At 40.5% G+C, this 21736-nt stretch carries 26 protein-coding genes; 1 reads left to right on the forward strand and 25 read right to left on the reverse strand.

The window, feature by feature from the left end; translation table 11 throughout:
* The 8 genes from EO111_RS01565 to EO111_RS01600 form a co-directional block, all read right to left on the reverse strand.
* Complete coding sequence (locus EO111_RS01565) at positions 1 to 351, reverse strand: helix-turn-helix transcriptional regulator (protein WP_009353907.1); 351 nt, start codon at positions 349 to 351, stop codon at positions 1 to 3.
* A 308-nt stretch (positions 352 to 659) separates the two neighbouring features.
* Positions 660 to 1223 carry a redoxin domain-containing protein gene (locus EO111_RS01570; protein WP_009353870.1) on the reverse strand — a complete coding sequence of 188 codons (564 nt, stop codon included), beginning with the start codon at positions 1221 to 1223 and terminating at the stop codon, positions 660 to 662.
* A gap of 145 nt (positions 1224 to 1368) precedes the next feature.
* Positions 1369 to 2610 (reverse strand): serine dehydratase subunit alpha family protein, encoded by a 1242-nt coding sequence (locus EO111_RS01575; protein ID WP_009353877.1) that lies wholly within the window; start codon positions 2608 to 2610, stop codon positions 1369 to 1371.
* A gap of 146 nt (positions 2611 to 2756) precedes the next feature.
* A complete protein-coding gene (menC, locus tag EO111_RS01580) occupies positions 2757 to 3896 on the reverse strand; it encodes an o-succinylbenzoate synthase (RefSeq protein ID WP_127010312.1) in 1140 nt (379 codons plus the stop codon).
* 247 nt (positions 3897 to 4143) lie between these two features.
* Positions 4144 to 4962 (reverse strand): 2-succinyl-6-hydroxy-2,4-cyclohexadiene-1-carboxylate synthase, encoded by an 819-nt coding sequence (gene menH / locus EO111_RS01585; protein WP_127010314.1) that lies wholly within the window; start codon positions 4960 to 4962, stop codon positions 4144 to 4146.
* A gap of 10 nt (positions 4963 to 4972) precedes the next feature.
* Positions 4973 to 6781 (reverse strand): 2-succinyl-5-enolpyruvyl-6-hydroxy-3-cyclohexene-1-carboxylic-acid synthase, encoded by a 1809-nt coding sequence (gene menD / locus EO111_RS01590; protein WP_127010316.1) that lies wholly within the window; start codon positions 6779 to 6781, stop codon positions 4973 to 4975.
* Between the two features lie 308 nt (positions 6782 to 7089).
* Positions 7090 to 8232 (reverse strand): isochorismate synthase, encoded by a 1143-nt coding sequence (locus EO111_RS01595; protein WP_127010318.1) that lies wholly within the window; start codon positions 8230 to 8232, stop codon positions 7090 to 7092.
* 303 nt (positions 8233 to 8535) lie between these two features.
* On the reverse strand, positions 8536 to 10956 hold the full coding sequence (locus EO111_RS01600; protein WP_127010320.1) for a YadA-like family protein: 2421 nt from the start codon (positions 10954 to 10956) through the stop codon (positions 8536 to 8538).
* Positions 10957 to 11390: 434 nt separating this feature from the next.
* On the opposite strand from EO111_RS01600, the gene EO111_RS01605 reads away from it, so the two are divergent.
* Positions 11391 to 13016, forward strand: coding sequence for a class I SAM-dependent methyltransferase (locus EO111_RS01605; protein WP_127010322.1), 1626 nt, complete (start codon positions 11391 to 11393; stop codon positions 13014 to 13016).
* A gap of 114 nt (positions 13017 to 13130) precedes the next feature.
* Here EO111_RS01605 and rplQ read toward each other — a convergent pair whose 3' ends face one another.
* Genes rplQ through rplE form a run of 17 tightly spaced genes read right to left on the reverse strand, consistent with a single transcriptional unit; the run spans position 13131 to position 21724 of the window.
* Entirely contained in the window at positions 13131 to 13469 is a 339-nt protein-coding gene (rplQ, locus tag EO111_RS01610; protein ID WP_009353923.1) for a 50S ribosomal protein L17, read from the reverse strand.
* Between the two features lie 14 nt (positions 13470 to 13483).
* On the reverse strand, positions 13484 to 14491 hold the full coding sequence (locus tag EO111_RS01615) for a DNA-directed RNA polymerase subunit alpha (protein ID WP_127010324.1): 1008 nt from the start codon (positions 14489 to 14491) through the stop codon (positions 13484 to 13486).
* Positions 14492 to 14542: 51 nt separating this feature from the next.
* Positions 14543 to 14932 carry a 30S ribosomal protein S11 gene (gene rpsK, locus EO111_RS01620; protein ID WP_009353912.1) on the reverse strand — a complete coding sequence of 130 codons (390 nt, stop codon included), beginning with the start codon at positions 14930 to 14932 and terminating at the stop codon, positions 14543 to 14545.
* A gap of 15 nt (positions 14933 to 14947) precedes the next feature.
* Positions 14948 to 15316, reverse strand: a complete 369-nt coding sequence (rpsM, locus tag EO111_RS01625; RefSeq protein ID WP_009353922.1) for a 30S ribosomal protein S13 — start codon at positions 15314 to 15316, stop codon at positions 14948 to 14950.
* Positions 15317 to 15338: 22 nt separating this feature from the next.
* The gene (gene rpmJ, locus EO111_RS01630; RefSeq protein ID WP_007391661.1) at positions 15339 to 15452 is read right to left on the reverse strand and encodes a 50S ribosomal protein L36; all 114 of its coding nucleotides are present in this window, start codon (positions 15450 to 15452) and stop codon (positions 15339 to 15341) included.
* A gap of 26 nt (positions 15453 to 15478) precedes the next feature.
* A complete protein-coding gene (infA, locus tag EO111_RS01635; RefSeq protein WP_009353944.1) occupies positions 15479 to 15697 on the reverse strand; it encodes a translation initiation factor IF-1 in 219 nt (72 codons plus the stop codon).
* Between the two features lie 23 nt (positions 15698 to 15720).
* Positions 15721 to 16491 carry a type I methionyl aminopeptidase gene (gene map, locus EO111_RS01640; protein WP_009353874.1) on the reverse strand — a complete coding sequence of 257 codons (771 nt, stop codon included), beginning with the start codon at positions 16489 to 16491 and terminating at the stop codon, positions 15721 to 15723.
* 3 nt (positions 16492 to 16494) lie between these two features.
* Positions 16495 to 17058 carry an adenylate kinase gene (locus EO111_RS01645; RefSeq protein ID WP_009353894.1) on the reverse strand — a complete coding sequence of 188 codons (564 nt, stop codon included), beginning with the start codon at positions 17056 to 17058 and terminating at the stop codon, positions 16495 to 16497.
* Positions 17059 to 17069: 11 nt separating this feature from the next.
* A complete protein-coding gene (secY, locus tag EO111_RS01650) occupies positions 17070 to 18332 on the reverse strand; it encodes a preprotein translocase subunit SecY (protein WP_009353878.1) in 1263 nt (420 codons plus the stop codon).
* 1 nt (position 18333) lies between these two features.
* Positions 18334 to 18774, reverse strand: a complete 441-nt coding sequence (gene rplO, locus EO111_RS01655) for a 50S ribosomal protein L15 (RefSeq protein WP_009353906.1) — start codon at positions 18772 to 18774, stop codon at positions 18334 to 18336.
* Positions 18775 to 18793: 19 nt separating this feature from the next.
* On the reverse strand, positions 18794 to 18973 hold the full coding sequence (gene rpmD, locus EO111_RS01660) for a 50S ribosomal protein L30 (RefSeq protein ID WP_009353936.1): 180 nt from the start codon (positions 18971 to 18973) through the stop codon (positions 18794 to 18796).
* A 14-nt stretch (positions 18974 to 18987) separates the two neighbouring features.
* Entirely contained in the window at positions 18988 to 19488 is a 501-nt protein-coding gene (gene rpsE, locus EO111_RS01665) for a 30S ribosomal protein S5 (RefSeq protein ID WP_009353893.1), read from the reverse strand.
* Between the two features lie 18 nt (positions 19489 to 19506).
* The gene (gene rplR, locus EO111_RS01670; protein WP_009353882.1) at positions 19507 to 19869 is read right to left on the reverse strand and encodes a 50S ribosomal protein L18; all 363 of its coding nucleotides are present in this window, start codon (positions 19867 to 19869) and stop codon (positions 19507 to 19509) included.
* A 31-nt stretch (positions 19870 to 19900) separates the two neighbouring features.
* On the reverse strand, positions 19901 to 20446 hold the full coding sequence (gene rplF / locus EO111_RS01675) for a 50S ribosomal protein L6 (protein WP_009353919.1): 546 nt from the start codon (positions 20444 to 20446) through the stop codon (positions 19901 to 19903).
* A gap of 24 nt (positions 20447 to 20470) precedes the next feature.
* Complete coding sequence (gene rpsH / locus EO111_RS01680; protein ID WP_009353887.1) at positions 20471 to 20869, reverse strand: 30S ribosomal protein S8; 399 nt, start codon at positions 20867 to 20869, stop codon at positions 20471 to 20473.
* Between the two features lie 28 nt (positions 20870 to 20897).
* The gene (rpsN, locus tag EO111_RS01685) at positions 20898 to 21167 is read right to left on the reverse strand and encodes a 30S ribosomal protein S14 (protein WP_009353911.1); all 270 of its coding nucleotides are present in this window, start codon (positions 21165 to 21167) and stop codon (positions 20898 to 20900) included.
* 17 nt (positions 21168 to 21184) lie between these two features.
* Entirely contained in the window at positions 21185 to 21724 is a 540-nt protein-coding gene (gene rplE / locus EO111_RS01690) for a 50S ribosomal protein L5 (protein ID WP_009353920.1), read from the reverse strand.
* Positions 21725 to 21736: the final 12 nt, after the last annotated feature.

The raw sequence follows: 21736 nt of genomic DNA on the forward strand, positions 1-21736 counted from the left end.
TTATTCTGCCACCGCTTGTGGAGCATCCTCAATACGGCAGTATTTGATTTGTGCACAAATGCACTCATCTTTTGTTTTATATAATTCAGGCAAGAATTTAACAAATTCATCAAATGCTTCTTCATTAATGGAATAGCGTGTCCACAAACCGCTACGCACAGAATTCACAATACCTGCATCAATTAAAATTTTCATGTGATAACTAAGAGTAGATTGAGATAACTCAAAACTAGCCAAAATATCACACGCACATAATTCATTACAAGACAACATGTCTACAATGTGCAATCTTGTTTCATCGCTAAGAGCTTTAAAAATCCCTGCCAATCGTTCGTATGTAACTTCTAACATTCTCATTCTCCTATATGCATTCTATTTGTAACCTTACCTCCCTATTATATACAAATTTCTAAACTAAATCTAATAATTTAAATGAATAAAGGATACTTTTTAGTAATACAACTATATAATTTGAGAAAGATAAAAACGACAAAGCATAGCTTTGTCGTCTTTATGGGAAGTAAAGGATCTAAGATGTGTTCTTAGGAAAGTTTACAAATATAGTCAACACACTCAAGTAGTCCATCATGTATTGTTGAAGATTCGAGAGAGGGAGAGGAGCCTTCAACCACAACTACTACAGGAGCTGTTTATTTACATTAGATTTTGCCAACTAAGCCAAGATCTGCTGGGTTCAACGTTTTTTCACCAGGAGTCCATTTTGCTGGACACACTTCACCATGTTTTGCAACAAATTGGCAAGCTTGTACTTTACGTACTAACTCAGCAGCAGAACGACCTACACCCATGTCACAGATTTCTGCGGCACGAACGATGCCTTCTGGGTCTACCACGAAAGAACCGCGATACGCTTGGCCAGACTCTTCAGAGAATGTCTCGAAGAAGTCAGCTAATTCATGTTTAATATCGGATATCATAGTGTATTCGATTTTATTGATTGTAGGAGATGCATCGGACCATGCTTTGTGAACGAACGCAGAGTCAACAGATACGGAGAATACTTCTACGCCCAAATTTTTCAATTCTGCGTATTGATCTTGTAAGTCTGCCAATTCTGTTGGACATACAAATGTGAAGTCTGCTGGATAGAATACAAACACGCTCCATTTACCTTCGATAGTTTTATTGCTTACTTTAATAATTTCTGGTTTACGGAATGCATCTAATTCAAAAGCTGGTAGTTGTTTACCGATGATTGCCATGCTAAATCTCCTTTATTGTTACAACCTATACATAGCACATACTGAGTATGTGACTATGAAATCAATCTATGTGTCTATCATACACTATATTTTTAGAAAAATCAATATAGAATTATTCTCATTCTCTATACCAATAATGCATAGATTACTTTTCTAACATGGTTTCTAGGATGACAACATCGGTTTGCTTCATTCCTTCACGGGCAATGGTTGCTACCGTTTGCACCGTATGGTCAATGTCTTCTTTTACAATACCTTGGCCTGCTTTAAAGCTATTATCTGTCTTTGCTTGTGTATAGGCTAATAAGGAATTACCAAGGGACATACCAATTTTCATAGCACAAGATGCTTTTGCTCCATCGCAAACCACACCGGATGTGCCTGCTAATGCATTTGATAATGTTTCCCAAACTACTTCCTTGGATTCATTAAGCAAGAATGCTACACCAGCGGCTGTAGCAGAAGCAGCACTCACTACACCGCAGTAAGCACTCAAACGACCAATGTATTGTTTAATGTATAGAGCTAACACATTGGCTAAGGCTAAAGAACGCAACGTATGGTCACGATCGATACCGTATTCTTTAGCATACATCATAATAGGTACAGATAATGTAATCCCTTGGTTACCACTACCGCAGTTAATCATTACTGGCATAGAACAACCGTCCATGCGTGCATCAGAGCCAGCAGCTGCATAGGCACGAGCTTTATCCGCAATGGAAGAAGAATTGGAAATAATCAATTTACCAATGTTGGAACCATAATTGTTTTTCATACCTTCTTCGGCAATAGCCATATTCAAATCTAATTGTGGTCCTAAAATATCTTCCAACTCTTTCGCATCTACAGTACTAGCAAACTCATAGCAAGAGTCAAAGCACAATTCCATAGAATGTTTAGCCACTTCTTCTGCAGATAAGGCAATCAACACTTCTCCGTCTTTTTCTGCGTAAGAAATAGTGGTATGTGTATTTTGAACAATGACCTTAGACGTATGTTCACCAGCCACAGCAGTGACTTCGATGAATAAGTTTTCTACCCCTTCTGCTAGCTCAATATCACAGTAATCCGCTTCAAATAAACGGTCTGCTTCTACCACTTGTTCATGAGTAAGGTCTTCTAATACTTCTAATTCTTTCGCTGCAGTCCCTACTAAGGTGCCTAAAATAAGACTATAATAAATGCCCGTACGACCTTCTGAATTAGGAATGGTTACACTTTTTGCATTCTTAATAATATTGCCACTTAACCGACCATGAATGTGATCTGGTCGAACGCCTAATAGTTCTGCCGCTTTCGCCGCTGCAAATGCCAAGGCGATCGGCTCCGTACAACCAAAGGCTGGTTTTACCTCACGTTTTAATAATTCTATGTACTCTGTCATACAAACCTCCTACATATCTATGTAAAACAACGATACATTCCACCTCTACTTGAAATGCATCATATCTGTATATGTCATATAGTTTCATACACTACTTGTATATTGTATCATACCACATCCACAAGCTATACAAGTATATAAATCAGTTATAGGTGCCATAATTTCTTATGTATGCAATACGCCTCTAACGCCTCTATATCAACGTCTACACCCAATCCAGCACCATTAGGCACCTCTACAAACTGTGAAAGTCTCTCTGTACTGCAGTTTTTTATTGTACTAATAATAGGCGGTCGAGTCAAATCTCGCTCAAAATAGCGTAACGAATCTGACAAATCTCCCGGCATATAGGTATCTCCTAGAGCCGCTAATTGTACATGCATCCATTTAGAAATACTGGATTCTACCATGGATCCAATCCAGTACTGGATTCCATGGTCTCGACAATACTGTATGACCTTAGCCGTTTCTCGAAGACCACCTAAACGACCCACTTTTACATTGAGTACATCCAACAAACCATGCCTATGGGCATAGACCAAATCATCATAGCTCAAAATCGACTCATCTAAGCATATAGGAATGGTAATATCCCACTCTTGAGTTGTTTTACAATGATGATAGTCTTCTAAACTCTGTATCTGAAAAGGCTCTTCTATACAGGCCAAATGAAACCCCTGTAAGGCCCGCACCTTATCCACATCTTCATAGGTGTAACTTTGATTCGCATCCACCGCTAACGTAAGGTCTGGATAGGCTGAACGCACTCGCTGTACTCGTTCATACCCATCCTTGGGGGATACTTTCAATTTAATGCGCTGACACCCTTGTGATACATAAGCAGACACAGCATCCACCAAGGTATCCAAAGGGACGTCCCCAATGACAATGCCCGTAGATACGGTCGGCAGTAAGGATTGCTGTAGCACATATTCCACTGTATTGACCCCTAAGTGATGGCATTGTAGATGAAGCAAGGCATTTTCCACAGATGCCACAGTCATAGGCATTCCTTCCATCAGCCATTGTTGTGGCAATGTGGTTGTTGTTTCTTGCCCCAACAGGTTTGGTAAATACCTCGTACATAAGGTATCCCAACAAGATGCCACCGTTTCTTTTGTATAAAAAGGGTCTACGAAAGCCACGCATTCGCCGTAGCCTACATAGCCCGCTTCATCTTCCAAACGAACAATGAGAGTATCCCTGACACCGACTTCGCCCTTTGCCGTTTTGAAAGTAAACTTCATCGGTAGTTGCACATGGTACAGGGTGATATTTGTAATCATAGGACACCTCTCATTTCTATTACTGCAACTAGAATTATATACGTCTAGTTAACCTTTTAAGATAACCTAGCTAACTTCATACTATAGCTCCTCTATGACTGTATTACATAGATTCATCACTATATTATTTAGTAGATACGATGTCGATTACTGTATTACATAGTGAATACACTCCTAGCCACTATCTTCTTCCATATCCGCGCATCCTAAGAGTATAAATAATCCACACATTCACTAATACTTCCGATTATAGGAAAAATTGTTTTAAAATTTGCCGATACGCCTCTGGTGCTTCCACATGTACATTATGACCCACCTGCGGTACAATACGATGAACATCACCAAAATATTTAGCACCAATGGCTGTATATTTTGCATCTAGCTCACCGCTAATATAACAAACGGGCATGGTTAGCTCCGATAATCGATGTCCTACGTAAGGCATATTCCCCTGTCCGCTTCCTTCCAAGGTGAAAGCCAATGCATGGGGGCTATTGAGCAAGCGCCGTCCTCTAATCTGCTGTTGCACCTTTGTAGGTAAACCTTGTTGTGTCTTGAAAATTTCTAGCTGAGCCCAAGTCTCGCTAAACCAAGTGATATCATGTGATCGGATCCGTTCAGCCAGCCCTTGATCGGCTACATAGCGGTCTTGTCGTTCTACTCTATCTTCTATCCCTACAGAGCCACTTTCCAAGACTAGATGCGTCACTTCCTGAGGATACTCTAATGCATATACTAAGGCTAGCCTAGCTCCCATGGAATATCCCATGAGGGCATATCTTTCACCGGCTACGGCATAGATAACCCGGTGCAAATCGCTAAGCATCTGAGTCAATGTATAAGGTTGTAATTCCATAGGTCGAGCCGACCTACCATGACCCATACTATCGATACGTATCAGTCGATACCCACTGACCCCAATGCCATCCCAGGTAGACCCGGATTCAGAAAATCCATGAAAACAAACTAACGGTTTTCCCGTACCCATTACAGTCACCCCATAGTAGTATTCTCCCATGTGGATCTGCATACGCTGCATATCTAAGGTTCGTATATCTTGAATCATTAGTCTCATATTATTGTACCCGATAGACCTTGTGCAATTCACGACCGATTTCTTTAGAGGTAGGCACTTCAATGAGGTGAATCCCCTCTGTACCGATATAATGTTGCATCGCCTGTTCTAATTCTGCATTGTTGGTGACTTTCACATAGTCTAAGCCATACATGGTCGCTAAGCCACTGTAATCGATGCCTTGCGGTGTGTTGAATAGGTAATCAAAATCATCCGTCCCTTTTTGTGGCAAGTATTGGAAAATCCCGCCTCCATCATTGTTATGCAAAATGATGGTCAAGTTCATACCATGTGTCTTTCCAATGGCTAAACCATTCATATCGTGAAAGAAACTTAAATCTCCCGTCAGCATCACTGTTGGTTTTCCATTCGTGCTAAGTCCTAACGCTGTAGACACGGTCCCATCGATACCATTGGTGCCACGATTTCCGTACACCATGGCTTGGGAGCGCCCAGTGGCCCAGAAATAGTCCATATCACGAATAGACATGCTGTTCGCCACCAGAAGTTGTCCCTCATCTGGCATCATTTGTTGTAACATGTGAATGGTCTGACCTTCAAATAGATTCGGTTCCTCTTGGACTTTGTCTAATTGTTCACGGCTGTTGGATTCGATACCTTGCCATACTCTAACATACTCTAGATCCGATACTGTATAGCAAGTATATGCTGTGTTAGATTCCTCTAATCTATGTCGATGATTGATATCTGTGATGTCCTGTTCCAGTCCAAATTTATAAGAGCTAGAGCCTTCCGTATCACTCTTGTCTAATAATCCCTGCACTGTATCGCCTATTCGACTACCTAGACCCAATACAGCAAATAAGCCACGATAGATCTCCGCTAAAAATACATCTACACTCGCCATCACATGTATGGTAGTCGTCAAACTAGGATTCACCACCTCTGCATTAGGGCTGACGGTAATATAATCGATGTCCGTCAAGGTCCCCATCCATTGCTGAATCCGTTTTGACACAGGGATTTGTCCCAATTGGATGACCACATCAGGTCGCAACTCTTCCCATCGTTCATGATGAGCCAAGAACGCATCGTAGGTACTGATCACTTTTTCGTATTGGCGCAAATTAGACAAGGGATCACCGATGACAACAGCACCAATCCGATCGGCGAAGTCTACAACTGCTTTCGGATTCGTCACAGTAGGACCACCCAAAATGAGCACTCGTTTTCCGTCCAGCAATGATGCCAAGGATGCTATCTCCTGATGTTTCACAAGTCGGAATGGTTTCGCACTGCGACCTTGTTTAAAATACTCCTCCTCACGATTGGGCACCAAGGGTTCAAACAAAGGTACATTGATGTGTACCGGTCCCAGTTTGTGGTCATTCGCTTTCAAATAGGCACGGCGTGCCACTTGACGAGGGTACGTGTAATAGTGACTTTCACTAGGCACAGACAATTCCTCATAATAGTTCACGGAGGTGCCAAAATATTTCTGTTGGTCAATGGTCTGCGGTGCCCCCACCTGTTGCAAGGTGTACGGACGGTCAGCGGACAAAATAATCATAGGCACACCACTGTGCTTGGCTTCCACCACCGCCGGTCCATAATGAGTCAACGCAGACCCCGATGTACACACCAATACGGCTGGTTCGCCTTGCGCTTTGGCAATGCCCAATGCCATAAACCCAGCGGACCGCTCATCAATATTCATATGCGTGTGAAAGCCTCCATGGCTTTGAAAAAGCATGGCTAATGTAGTGGACCGCGAACCAGGGCTGAACACCGCATGGCGCATCCCTAATTGGTATAACTCATCCACCAAACTTGCTATATATTCATTCATATCGTATCTCCCATACCAACCTGTGGCATTGCGTTATAGTTAATAGTGCTATCTACTATGTATTATACCATTGTTTTTAGATTCTGTACGTATCCATATGAGTTGCACTGGGTATCTATCTAACACCTAGACGCCCCTATCTCGTTCATAATGAACTGACATACATAGACATGGGTTCATAACAAAAAAAGGAATGCTGATTGCTCAACATTCCTGTTTAACTTCCTGTATCTGTTCAATACATCGGTACGGATTCATCATCCTACCCTATGGCATGCCTAATTGGATCTATACGTGGATGTATCATCCTACAAGGCATCCAATATAGTACCCATTTTGTTGATGGTTTCTTCGTATTCTTCATCACTATTGGATTCGCTCACAATACCACACCCTGCATAGGCATAGAGTCTGTTATTCATGATGAGGGCAGACCGAATGGCAACCACTAGAATACCATCTCCCATATCTTTCATAAATCCAAAGGGCGCCGCATACATACCACGTTCATGGGCTTCGTACTTCGCCAATAGGTCCATGGCTAACTCTCTCGGTTCGCCCCCTAATGCTGGTGTAGGATGTAATAATCGGCCCCATTCGATGAGGGACTTCGTGCTATCTTTAGCGGTGATAATAGTCCGCAAATGGTATAGCCGTGAAAGCTCCATAATGCCCATCTCTCCTACAGTCACGTCCTCCGTCACTTGTCGCATCGTATGCACAATACGATCTCGCACAATATTGTGCTCCACTCGATTTTTATGATCATTCAGGAATCGCTCTTTCGTCCACGCCTTAGGACCAAACTTCGGTGCCGTCCCTGCCAAAGCATAACTTAGAATTTCATCCCCCCGATGGCGCACGAGAATTTCAGGGGATGCCCCCACAAAGGTACGTCCCTCTTTCTCATACCCAAAAATAAAGCAATTTGGGTTATTCTCCACCAAACGGTCCAAGATACTCACCACATCAAACGTTGTAGGGCTGGTAAACTCTACCTCACGAGAGGAGACCACCTTCGTCATGCGCCCTTCATGGATATTTGTCAAAATGGCATCCATCAAGGTATCCCAATCTTGTTTATCATCACTAGTTTCTGTAAACGTATGGTCCACCCGCTCAATCTTATGGCGCTGTATGTCTACGCCCTCCCCTGCATGCAAGTAAAAGGACTCCCCATTTTCCACAATATAGTAATGGGTGAAAGCCACCATTTCATGGCCCATATTACTCCATTTTTTATCTTTCACAGTTGGGAAGAACGTGCCCCCATAAAATACATAGGCATACTGTTTCCGATCGACGTCGTCTTGTACCACCGCCAATCGTTTGGCGCCTACCACCACACGATCGCTTTGACGGTCCACCCAAAAGACTCGTTCCTCACCCTCGAAGTTTAGCCAAAACTCCAAAGGATTATCTAATTGTAAAGGCTCCTTAATATATTTCATATGACTCCTCATCGTCCCTAATACCTGAGTAGGGACATGTTATATAGATTCTATTACAATTATACCACACCTGTGAAATTCTAACGCAGTCCTAATATGTCATAAGGAGTATCATTATTCTAGCTTAGTCATTGAAAACTTAGATACAAAATATATGTAGACATTCAAACAACATACATTGATTCATATAAAAAATACATGTTAGGATACCCAAAATAGAGTATACCTAACATGTATTCCTGTCATAATCTTAGTATCTATACACTAGGAGATACCCTAGTTATCTATTCTCTAAGTTATTTCTTATTTAGCTTGTAATTTTGCGTAGATATCGTACAACGCTGCTTTTACTTGTTCGTTTTCAGCTGTTAAACGATCTACTGCGCTTTGTAATTCAGCTACTTTGGAGGAGTTTGCTTTTGCACCTTCTCCGCTGCCGAATCCAATTGTAACACCAGCATTAGCCATTGCGCCGTTACCATTACCGAAGCTTACGCCTGCATGGTACATTAAGTTTTCGCTAGCATAATGAGCTGCACCTAATGCTACAGCAGTTTTGCCACGGTATGTACCAACACCTGCCATTACTTGAGTAGTTTGACCAGGGTTGTATTGTAAAGGTTTCAACGCTGCTAACGCCGCTGCATTAGCGCCTACAATTTTCACATCATTTTCAACAGTCGTTAAACGAGCTTCATGGTTTTTGTCTTTTTCTTGTAAAGCTGCAATGTCTTGACCATATTTATCTAGTTTAACTGTAGAAGAATCTAAGCCACTAAGTTTTGTTTCTAAAGCTTTAGTTGCTTTCATTACTTTGTCATCTGCATTAGTACCAGCTGTTTCAATAGCTTCCGCTTTTGCGGCTTTGATATCCTCAGCAATGGCTTCTTTAGCTGTCTTAATTTTAGAATCTGCTTGTGTACCAGCTTCTGCTACTGCTTCAGTTTTTGCAGCTTCAGATTTAGTAGTAGCTGCTTGAGCTGCTGCAGCCGCTTTATCATCCGCTGCTTTTGCTGCTGCTTTAGCTGCATCTGCTGTCTCTTGAGCTTTTGTAATTTCACCATCTTGAGTAGTATTTTTAGCTTCTAATGCAGTATCTTTTTCTTCTAAAGCTTTTTTAGCTTCTTCAAGAGCTTTTGTATTAGCATCAATTTTACCATCTTGTTCAGTATTTTTAGCTTCTAACGCATCGATTTCTTTTGCTGTTTCAATTAAGCCAGTTGCTACTGTTTTGATATTCTCTTTATTTTCTTTTACAGCTTCACCTAATTCTATATTTTTTTCTACTATTTCTTTAATATAGCCTGTGTTTTTAGCAATACTTTCAGCATTTGTATTGATACTATCAACATTGTCATTAATAGCTTTTGTATTTTCATTAATTACTGTTGCATGTTCTACTAACTTTTTATTAGCTTCATCAACGGCTGCCGTATTTTTATCGATGGCCTTCGTATTGGCATCAATAGCATCAGCATTTTCCTTAATTTCTTCTTTAAGTTCAGTAGCCATATTATTAATATCTTCACTTAACTTTTCATTGCCTTCAAGAATACCCGTTGCTAATTCTCTCAAGCTATCTCTAGTTTTGCCAATATCCTCTGTATTTTTATTAACAGATTCACCCATTTTTTCAAGATCAGTTGTATGGCTATTGAGCATTTCTGCATGTTTAGTTACAGTTTCAGAAATAGTATCAATCGCTTCATCATTATCTTGGATATCTTTCTTTATCTCTGAGATTTTGTTATTGATACCAGTAAGAGCTTCATCATGTGCTCTATCTGCATCTTCAAGAGCAGTAAAACGATCATTAGCAGCCTTAATATCAGTGGCAGAGTTATATTTAGTTTCTAAATCTGCAATTTTACCATCTTGTTCTTGGTCTTTTGCTTCTAATGCTGTTTTTGCTGTAGTAATTTTGCCTTCTAGTTCTGTTTTTGCAGCATTAACTTTTTCTTCTGCTTTTGTGCCAGCTTCGGTGATAGCTTCTGTTTTTGCTGTAGTAATTTTGCCTTCTAGTTCTGTTTTTGCAGCATTAACTTTTTCTTCTGCTTTTGTGCCAGCTTCTGTGATAGCTTCTGTTTTTGCTGTAGTAATTTTGCCTTCTAGTTCTGTTTTTGCAGCATTAACTTTTTCTTCTGCTTTTGTGCCAGCTTCTGTGATAGCTTCTGTTTTTGCTGTAGTAATTTTACCTTCTAGTTCTGTTTTTGCAGCATTAACTTTTTCTTCTGCTTTTGTGCCAGCTTCCGTGATAGCTTCTGTTTTTGCTGTAGTAATTTTTCCTTCTAGTTCTGTTTTTGCAGCATTAACTTTTTCTTCTGCTTTTGTGCCAGCTTCTGTAATAGCTGCTGCTTTTGCTGTATCGATTTTATTATCAATTTTTCCTACTGCTGCAGTATTAGCTTCTACTTTTGGTTTTAGCTCATTAATCGCAGTTTCGTTAGCTTCAGATTTTTGTTTATTCGTCGCTACTTGTGCATCACTTGTACTATCTACTGTATCTTTAATATTAGCGATTGTAGCATTCATTGTACGAATATTAGATTCTACAGCCGTTAAACGTGTCTCTACATCAGCTGCATTTACAGCCCCCACACCACTTGTTAATACCAACGCAGCTGCTACGACTGCTGCTTTTTTACCATTTGATTTAGCAAACTCAGATGTTACCACATAACATTGTTTTGCTGCACTGTACACAACTTTGAAAATTTGATTCATAATAGATTTCCCCTTTTCTACTAGTTAAACAACTTGTACCACACTAAAAAGACTTAGAAGTTAAGTTATTAGTAAAACCCTTCTATAATTTCATGTTACGTTCATAATAACAGAATTAATTAAGTAAATCAATAAAAAATTTAACCCCCCCCCCGTATTTCTATTAGTTATATCACATATAACCTTCTGTTATTTAAAAATTATTTTCATTTACTTATACAGCTCTATCTTCAATTTTCATCCATATATAGCTTGAGGTCACAATAGAAAACACTCTTTCTCTATACAAAATAATTTGAGCCCCTAGTCGCCATAGATAATAGTATGTAATTTATATCTTTTCTGATATACTTATAACTATATAACTATGCAAACTACTACTCATAGCAACTGATGAATACTACTATAACATCCCAGAGAATAAAGGAGTTTTTATGCGATACAACACACGAATGACTAAAGAGCAGGCTAAAGAAATCTACGCTGATTTAGGGTATTTATCTCAGCCCTTTCCGTATGCGTCTGCTCCATTCCTTGAAAGTTACGCTCGTCTATTAGGTCTTTCACCAGCCCCTGCTAATACAGCTCGCATTTTGGAAATCGGATCTTCCTACGGCGGTAATTTAATTTCCCAAGCCCTGTTCTATCCGCAGGCGACTTTCACAGGCATCGAAATTGCCCCCACCCAAGTGAGTGTAGGCAAGACCTATATTGACCAATTGGGCATCACAAACCTTGACTTATTAGAAGGTGATGTGAATGAAAGCCACGATCACCTCGGCACCTACGATTACATCATTGCCCACGGTTTCTATTCTTGGGTGGACGAGGACACAAAGGATAATTTTCTTCGCCTCTGCAAAGAGCATTTAGCGGAGAACGGCATCTTGTACATGTCCTATAACACCTACCCAGGTTGGCATAAAATGGACAGTGTTCGCGCTCTCTTGAAGTTTGCCAACAAAGATATCGACACCTTGAACCATCGCGAAAAAGTGCGCCACGGTAAAACGGTGGCGAGCAAGCTAGGCGCTCTCATGCTTGAATACGATACGGTAAAAAACCAACAGACATCATTTTTGCAGTCCTTACGTCAAACATTGCAAAAGCAGGATTGCTATGTAGGCCATGACCATTTAGAGCCAGTGAACACGCCGGTGTACTTTCACCAATGCATGGACCATATGGCAGAGCATGGATTCACCTACCTCTGCGACTGCGATCTAAATTTATCATTTCCCGATGTGTATGACGAAACATTGCGCACGCAATTACAAGAGCTAGCTCCACATGATCCATTGGCACGAGAACAGTACATCGATTTCATGCTGAATACAGCATTCCGCAAATCCTTATTTACCCACAAAGGGGCTACGCCAAAATGCATCACCGAAACATCTGTCACTGATGCAGACTTCCAAAACAGCTTGGAGCAATTCCTATTCACTCTTCGCATTCCATCGGAACATTTAGAGCCAATCTTTGAAGCCTTAGCAAAACAGATGGATAGCTCTGCAACAAAAGCATTGGTAGATTTGTTCCAACAAGAAGGCCCGCATTTCTATGTGAAACACAACACATTAGTGACCTATACAGGAGAGCATACCATTCCTGATATGTGCTTGCCGTTGTTCTATCAATTCCTAGTAGAACACATCATTCAAGGCGGTATCACCCTATCTGTGCTGGAAACAGAGCATCCTTTCAAACATCATATTTTTGAAGAGAAGAAAAGCTACATCCCTGAGCGCTATATTCCATTCGTAGAAATTATGCCACAAGAAGGCGTGAACGCCTACATCTATCCTGGCAATCGCTACAATGACCCTATTTCCGATTTTAATGAAGAAGATTTGGAGTTCATGAAACTCCTCAGCAAACCAACCACAAAACATGATGTAATGTGCAAAATCTACGAGGCTATGACAGAAGAAAGCATTAGCCCTCTAGCCTTACAACAATCTAACAAATACACTATGATCCTTGCTTTCTACGAAGAAATGATTCGACGTATGGAATACTTCGGATTCTTAGAAGTAGACGAAACACAATTTAATTAATACTAAAACAGCGACTCCATCCCACGGGACAGAGTCGCTGTTTTCCATAGAAAAGCAAAAAAGGCTGCAACAGAATGAGTGAAACTCATCCTATCACAACCAGATTGCTGTTGATTATACAAGCTCAAGAATAGCTAATGGAGCTGCATCGCCTTTACGAAGGCCAAGTTTGATTACACGAGTGTAACCACCGTTGCGCTCAGCATATTTTGGAGCAATTTCATCAAATAATTTTTTTACTGCATCTTCGTTCATAAGAAAAGCAAGAACTTGACGACGAGCATGTAAGTCGCCACGTTTGCCTAATGTAATCATTTCATCAACATATTTGCGAAGCTCTTTTGCTTTTGCTTCTGTTGTTTCAATGCGTTCATGTACGAAGAGAGATGTTACCATACCGCGGAACAACGCTTTACGAGCGGAACTGTTGCGGCCTAATTTTCTGTATGCCATTAGTCTTTCTCCTCTTATTCGCTTTGAGATGTTAAGGAATCATTACTCTCATTGTAAGATTGTAATTTCTCTAGAATTTCTTCTACAGATTTTTTCCCTAAATTGCGGATTTTTCCTAATTCGTCTTCTGTTTTACCAGTTAAGTCACCGATAGTATGAATGTTAGCACGTTTCAAGCAATTGAAAGCACGAACAGACAACTCAAGATCTTCAATAGGAATTGTCGTTGGTCCTTTAGGTTCAGCATCAATATCGCCACCTTCTTGACCATTTGCACTTGTTAATTCTGCTTCACTTTCCCCTACATTGATCATATCATGAGAATGAGCTAGTCGAGTAAAGTTTCCTAGATAGGAAATCATGATTGCTGCAGATTTAGCAATTGCATCAGATGCTGTAATAGAACCATTTGTCCAAACTTCTAAAGTAAGCTTATCAAAGTCCATTTCGTTGCCCACGCGGACATCGCTGACTTCATATTTTGCTCTTAGAATTGGCGAGAAGATAGAATCAATTGGAATTTGACCAATCATATCATCTTCACGTTTATTCTTAGTAGATGGTACATATCCTTTACCGCGTTCGATACGCACATCCATTACAAGATGAGCTGCTTCATCCATTGTAGCAATTACCAATTCTGGATTTAAGACTTCGATTTCAGGAGGCATGAATTGAATCAAGTCACCTGCTGTTAATACTCCATCTTTACGAACATCGATATGTACATCCATCGGTACAGGTGCTTCATCTTCAAGACGAATGCACAACTGTTTAAGGTTCAGAATAATATCGGATACATCCTCACGAACACCTTCAATCGTAGAGAACTCATGAAGTACTCCGTCAATCTTGATGGAAGTAATTGCTGCTCCATCTAAGGATGAAAGCAAAATGCGACGCAAGCTATTACCGAGAGTAATACCATAACCACGATCCAATGGCTCGCATACGAATTTACCGTAGCGGCCATCTTCTGTCATTACTACTTTCTCGATTCTAAGTTTTTTTTCTTCGCTCATCAGGTATACCCTCCTCTAAAACTTGTCACTTTTCTAAGTATATAGCTCAGATTATACGCGACGACGTTTTGGAGGACGACAGCCGTTATGAGGAATTGGAGTCACATCTTTAATGCTTGTTACTTCAAGACCAGCTGCTTGCAACGCACGAATCGCTGCTTCACGACCAGATCCTGGACCTTTAACAAATACTTCTACAGTGCGAAGACCGTGTTCCATAGCTGCTTTTGCCGCTTGTTCAGCTGCCATTTGTGCTGCAAATGGAGTGGATTTACGGGAACCACGGAAACCTAGACCACCAGCAGATGCCCAAGAAAGAGCATTACCGTTTACGTCTGTTACTGTAACGATAGTGTTGTTAAAAGTGGAGCGAATATGCGCTGCACCAGATTCGATATGTTTCTTTTCTTTTCTTTTGGATCTAACTGTTTTCTTAGCCACAATATCCCTCCTTTATTATTTCTTCTTACCTGCGATTGCTTTACGAGGACCCTTACGAGTACGAGCATTTGTCTTCGTACGTTGACCACGACATGGAAGTCCCATACGATGACGTTTACCGCGATAGGAGTTGATTTCAATTAAGCGTTTAATGTTAAGTGCTTCTTCACGACGAAGATCACCTTCTACTTTATACTCTGCATCAAGAAGTTCACGGATTTTAGCTACTTCATCTTCACTTAAATCACGAACGCGAGTATCTGGGTTGATACCAGTTTTTGCTAATACTTCTTTAGAAAGAGTAAGACCGATACCGTAAATATAAGTTAAACCAATTTCCACACGTTTGTCACGTGGTAAATCTACACCGGCTATACGTGCCATCTATTCATCCACCTCCTATCAATTATCCTTGTTTTTGTTTATGTTTTGGGTTTTCGCAAATAACCATTACACGGCCTTTACGTTTAATAATTTTACATTTTTCGCATATCTTTTTAACTGATGGTTTAACCTTCATAAGTACCTCCTTTGTGGATCCTATGCTTACTTAAAGCGATAGGTGATGCGACCACGGCTTAAGTCATATGGTGTCAGTTCCATAGTAACTTTATCACCAGGAAGGATACGGATAAAATTCATACGCATTTTACCTGACACATGAGCCAAAACCACATGCCCATTTTCCAATTCAACTTGGAACATAGCATTTGGTAGTGCCTCAACGACCGTACCTTCCACTTCAATAACGTCTTCTTTTGACATATCTTTTATCCTCCGGTTACTGGTTATTGTATTAACCTCGGTGTATCACGCATAGTAAGTATTTCAGTACCATTTTCAGTAATGGCAATGGTATGTTCAAAGTGAGCAGCTGGCTTACGGTCCATTGTGACCGCAGTCCAGTTGTCTTCAAGAACTCTTACTTTGTGCGTGCCCATAGTAATCATTGGCTCAATACAGATGACCATTCCTGGTCTAAGTTCTGGACCTTTGCCCTTAGTACCATAATTTGGAACTTGTGGATCTTCATGCATGCTTTTTCCTAAACCATGTCCTACAAAATCTCGCACAACACCATATCTATGACGTTCTGCATGAGATTGTACGGCATGGGAAATATCTCCTACATGATTACCCGCTACAGCTTGTTCAATCCCTTTGAAAAGACATTCCTCTGTAACTTTTAGTAATGCATAGACTTTAGGACTTACTTCTCCTACTGGAACAGTAATAGCAGAATCCCCATGATATCCATTAATAGATGATACTAAATCAATGCTGATGACATCGCCATCTTTTAGTATACGAGATGCACTTGGAATCCCATGTACCACTTCATGATTTATGGAAGCACAGATAGTTGCTGGATACCCATAGTAACCAATGCAGCTTGGAACTCCTCCATGACTGCGAATATATTCTTCGGCAAATTGGTCTAACTCAAGCGTTGAAACACCCGGCTTAACTAGTTTAGCAAGCTCGGTTAACGTTGCTGCTGTCAGTTGAGATGCCTTTCGGATATGCTCAATTTCTTCGGGCGATTTAAAAATAATCATTGATTATTTCTCCAAAGCCGTAACGATATTTGCAAATACTGTGTCCACATCCTGTAAGCCGTTGATTTCTACATATTGACCACTATTACGATAGTAATCGATCAATGGTTTAGTAGACTCTTCGTATACAGCAAGACGTTTCTGTACTGTTTCCGGTTTGTCATCATCACGATTTTCAAGACGTGCTCTTTCACTGATGCGTCGAACCAACTCTTCAGAGGGAACACTTAAATTAAGTACAGCATCAAGAACGATGTTCATTTCTTTTAAAATCGCATCCAAAGAAACAGCTTGTGCTGTTGTTCGAGGGAAGCCATCTAAAATGAAACCTTGTTTACAGTCATCCTTGGACAAGCGTTCACGAACGATGCCAATGGTAACGCTATCTGGAACTAATTGTCCAGCATCCATATATTTCTTAGCTTCTAATCCTAATGGAGTAGATTCTTTTACAGCGGCACGGAACATGTCACCTGTAGAAATTTGAGGGATACCATATTTTTCAATCAGACGAGCTGCCTGCGTGCCTTTACCAGCACCTGGAGGTCCCATTAATAAAATATACATATCATAATCTCCTATTTCACAAAGCCCTTATATTGGCGTGTTAATACTAAAGATTCTACTTGTTGCATTGTATCTAATGCTACGCCCACCACGATAAGTAGTGCTGTACCACCAAAGTACACACCTTGAATACCTGTCAATCCACCAATCATATTTGGTAAGATTGCAACGAAAGCTAAGAAAAATGCACCTACTAATGTAATTCGAGTCATTACTCGGTCTACATAGTCAGCAGTCGGTTTTCCTGGGCGAATACCTGGGATAAAACCACCGTGTTTTTTCATATTATCTGCCATATCCGTAATATTGATTGAGATAGCTGTATAGAAGTATGTAAAAAATAAAATCAACACAGCATACAAAATAGTTTGTATCGGCGTTCCCCATTGGAAATAACTTGCAACTGTTTGTACCCAAGGTACTTGTACAAATTGTGCCAATGTGGCTGGGAACATCAATATGGATGACGCAAAGATAATTGGGATAACCCCTGCTTGATTGACTTTCAACGGCAGGAATGTTGAGTGACCACCATACATTTTTCGTCCTACTACGCGTTTAGCATATTGAATAGGAATTCGACGTTGGCCTTGTGTCACAGCAATTACAAGAACGATCATAGCTACCGCAATGATAGCAAATAGAATCGCTTGAAATACATTAATTGTACCTACTTGTAGGTACTGGTAAATGGTTTGAACCCCATCAGGGAATCGCGCCACGATACCAGCAAAGATAATGAGAGAAATACCATTACCTATGCCATGAGCTGTAATTTGTTCTCCTACCCACATCAAGAAACATGTTCCTGCTGTCAAAATAATAGAGATTAGAATTACAGACATGAAGCTATTATCAATAAGTGCGTTGCTAGCACGTAATGCATAAGTCATACCAAAGGCTTGAATAAAGCCAAGAATTACTGTACCATAACGTGTTACTTTAGCAATTTTTTTACGCCCTTCTTCTCCATCTTTACTCCATGCTTCAAATGTTGGTACTACGGCTCCTAACAATTGCATAATGATTGATGCATTGATATAAGGAGTAATACTCATTGCAAAGATAGAGAACTTACTTAACGCACCACCGGCGAACAAATCTAGCAAACCAAATAAGTTACCACTGGTGAATAAGCTTTCAATAACAGATGCCTCTACGCCAGGTACCGGAATATGGATACCTAAGCGAAAGACAATGAACATAAGTAATGTATAAACTACTTTGTTGCGTAATTCCGTTACTTTTGTGATATTCAAGAGGCTATCTAGCACCCTAGATCACCTCTACTTTTCCACCTGCTGCTTCGATTTTTTCTACTGCAGATTTTGTAAATCCGTTAGCGATAACAGTTAATTTACGTTCTAAAGTTCCGTTACCAAGGATACGGATACCATCACGTACGTTTTTCAAAATACCAGCTTCAATAAGAGCTACTGGATCTACAGTTGCACCGTCTTCAAAACGATTCAATTGGGATACATTAACTTCTGCATATTGAAGTGCAAAGATATTTTTGAAACCACGTTTTGGTAAACGACGATAAAGAGGCATTTGGCCACCTTCGAAGCCAGTGCGCACACCGCCACCACTACGAGAATTTTGACCTTTTTGACCACGACCGGAAGTTTTACCTAAACCGGATCCAAGACCACGACCTACACGAGTACGAGTTTTTTTGGAACCTGCAGCCGGAGCTAATTCATGAAGTTTCATTCGTGCACCTCCTTATCTATTATACTTCTTCTACTTTTACTAAATGTCTAACTTTATGAAGCATACCTTCGATTTGAGGTGTCACTTCTTTAACTACTTGGGAGTTAGTTTTTTTCAATCCAAGAGCTTTAACAGTCGCACGTTGATCTGCAGGACGACCGATTAAGCTTTTTGTTAATGTTACTTTAACTTGTGCCATTATTGGTCTCCTTATTAACCGTAAATTTCTTCAAGAGTTTTGCCACGAAGTGCAGCCACGTCTTGAGCTCGTTTTAATTGAGCTAAACCTTCTAGTGTTGCGCGAACCATGTTGTTAGGATTAGAAGATCCTAAGGATTTAGTCAAGATGTTACGAACACCAACTAATTCCAATACGGCACGCACTGGGCCACCAGCGATAACTCCAGTACCTTCTGCAGCTGGTTTCAAGAATACACGACCTGCGCCGAATGTTCCTGTAACTGTATGAGGGATTGTACCATTTTTAATAACAACATGAATAAGGTTTTTCTTAGCATCATCAATGCCTTTACGGATTGCATCAGGTACTTCCGCAGCTTTACCTAAGCCAACACCTACATGACCGTTGCCGTCACCAACAACTACAAGGGCGCTGAAGGAAAAACGACGACCACCTTTAACAACTTTGGCTACGCGGTTGATGAATACTACTCTTTCTTTAAGATCAAGAGTTGTGTAATCAATTCTTGCCATGTCTATAGTTCCTCCTTCTTAGAATTTTAAGCCTGCTTCACGAGCACCTTCTGCAAGGGCTGCTACACGACCATGATAAATGTAACCACCGCGGTCAAATACTACTGTATCGATACCTGCAGCAATTGCTTTTTTCGCAACAGCTTCACCAACTGCTTTAGCAGCAGCTACGTTACCGCCGTAGGAAAGATTTAATTCTTTATCTTGAGAGCTAGCAGATACTAATGTTTTGCCAGCTACGTCATCAATGACTTGAGCATAAATATTGCTTAAAGAACGATATACGTTCAAGCGAGGACGTGCAGCCGTACCGGAAATGTGACGACGTAAACGTAAATGACGTTTTGCACGAGCAATTTTGCGTTTGGATGTTCCTGCCAAGATGTCCACTCCTTTCTAATGTAAACTGTTATTACTTACCTTTAGCGCCAGCTTTACCTGCTTTACGACGAACAACTTCGCCTTCGTAACGGATACCTTTACCTTTGTAAGGTTCTGGTTTTCTCCATTTACGAATATCAGCTGCTACTGCACCAACAACTTCTTTGTCAGCACCAGAAACAACGATTTTATTAGGAGCTGGGACATCGATTGTAATACCAGCAGGAGCTTCCATCTCTACTGGATGGGAGAAGCCCAATGTTAAAGCAAGTTTGTTACCTTGCTTAGCCGCTCTGTAACCAACGCCATTGATTTCTAAAGTTTTAGTAAAGCCTTCATGTACGCCTGTTACCATATTTGCAACAAGAGCACGAGTTAAACCGTGTAAAGAACGGTGTTCTTTTCCATCGCTAGGACGAGTTACTGTGATTACATTTTCTTCAACAGCAATGTTAATATCCGGATGGAAAGTACGAGTTAATTCACCTTTTGCACCCTTAACTGTTAACGTATTCTCGTTTTGAGATACTGTTACGCCAGCTGGGATCTCGATAGGCATTCTACCGACACGTGACATTCTTTCTACCTCCTATTGCTATGATTACCAAACGTAAGCGATTACTTCGCCACCTAAGCCTTCTTTACGAGCTTGTTTGTCGCTCATAATGCCTTTAGATGTAGAAATAACTGCAATACCTAAACCACCAAGTACGCGAGGAAGTTCTTCCTTTTTCGCGTATACACGTAGACCTGGTTTAGAGATACGTTTAATACCGGTAATTACTTTTTCATTATTAGAACCATATTTCAATGTTACTTTTAAAGTAGCATGTTTTTCATTTTCAATTGTTTCAACTTCCTTAACGAAACCTTCGTCTTTAAGGATAGCTAAAACAGCAGCCTTCATTTTAGAAGCAGGGATTTCAACTGTTTCATGAAGTGCAGAGTTTGCATTACGGATGCGAGTCAGCATATCCGCAATCGGATCTGTCATTACCATCTTCTAAAAACCTCCTCTCGTTATCCTATTACCAACTAGCTTTTTTCACGCCAGGGATTTGTCCTTTGTACGCCAATTCACGGAACGCAATACGGCTAATACCGAATTTGCGTATATAACCATGAGGACGACCTGTTAAGTTGCAACGGTTGTGCAAGCGTGTTGGGGATGCGTTGGCAGGTAATTTGGATAAACCTTCATAATCGCCTGCTGCTTTTAACGCTTCGCGTTTTGCTGCATATTTTGCAACGATACGTGCACGTTTTTTCTCACGTTCGATCATAGATTTTTTAGCCATCTATCGTTTCCTCCTAATTATTTTTCAAAAGGCATGCCGAATTGTGCCAATAATTCACGAGCTTCTTCGTCAGTGTTAGCTGTTGTTACGAAGATAATATCCATACCTGTTACTCGTTCTACTTGATCGTATTCGATTTCAGGGAAGATTAATTGCTCTTTTAGGCCCAATGCATAGTTACCACGACCATCAAACGCTTTAGCGCTGATACCACGGAAGTCACGCACGCGAGGCAATGCCGCATTAATCAATTTATCGAGGAATTCATACATGCGTTCGCCACGAAGAGTTACTTTTGTGCCAAGAGGCATACCTTCACGAACTTTGAAGTTCGCAATGGATTTTTTCGCGCGAGTTACGACTGGTTTTTGACCAGCGATAATTTCTAAATCTTTAACAGCTGCATCCAATGCTTTGGAGTTACCAACAGCATCGCCTACGCCGATATTGATTACGATTTTTTCTAATTTAGGAATTTCCATTACGTTGCCATATTGGAATTTCTCTTGTAAAGCCTTCTTAATTTCAGAAGTATATTTTTCTTGTAAACGAGACATTTTGTAAAAGAC

Source organism: Veillonella sp. CHU594 (assembly GCF_003992265.1).
GTDB lineage: Bacteria > Bacillota > Negativicutes > Veillonellales > Veillonellaceae > F0422.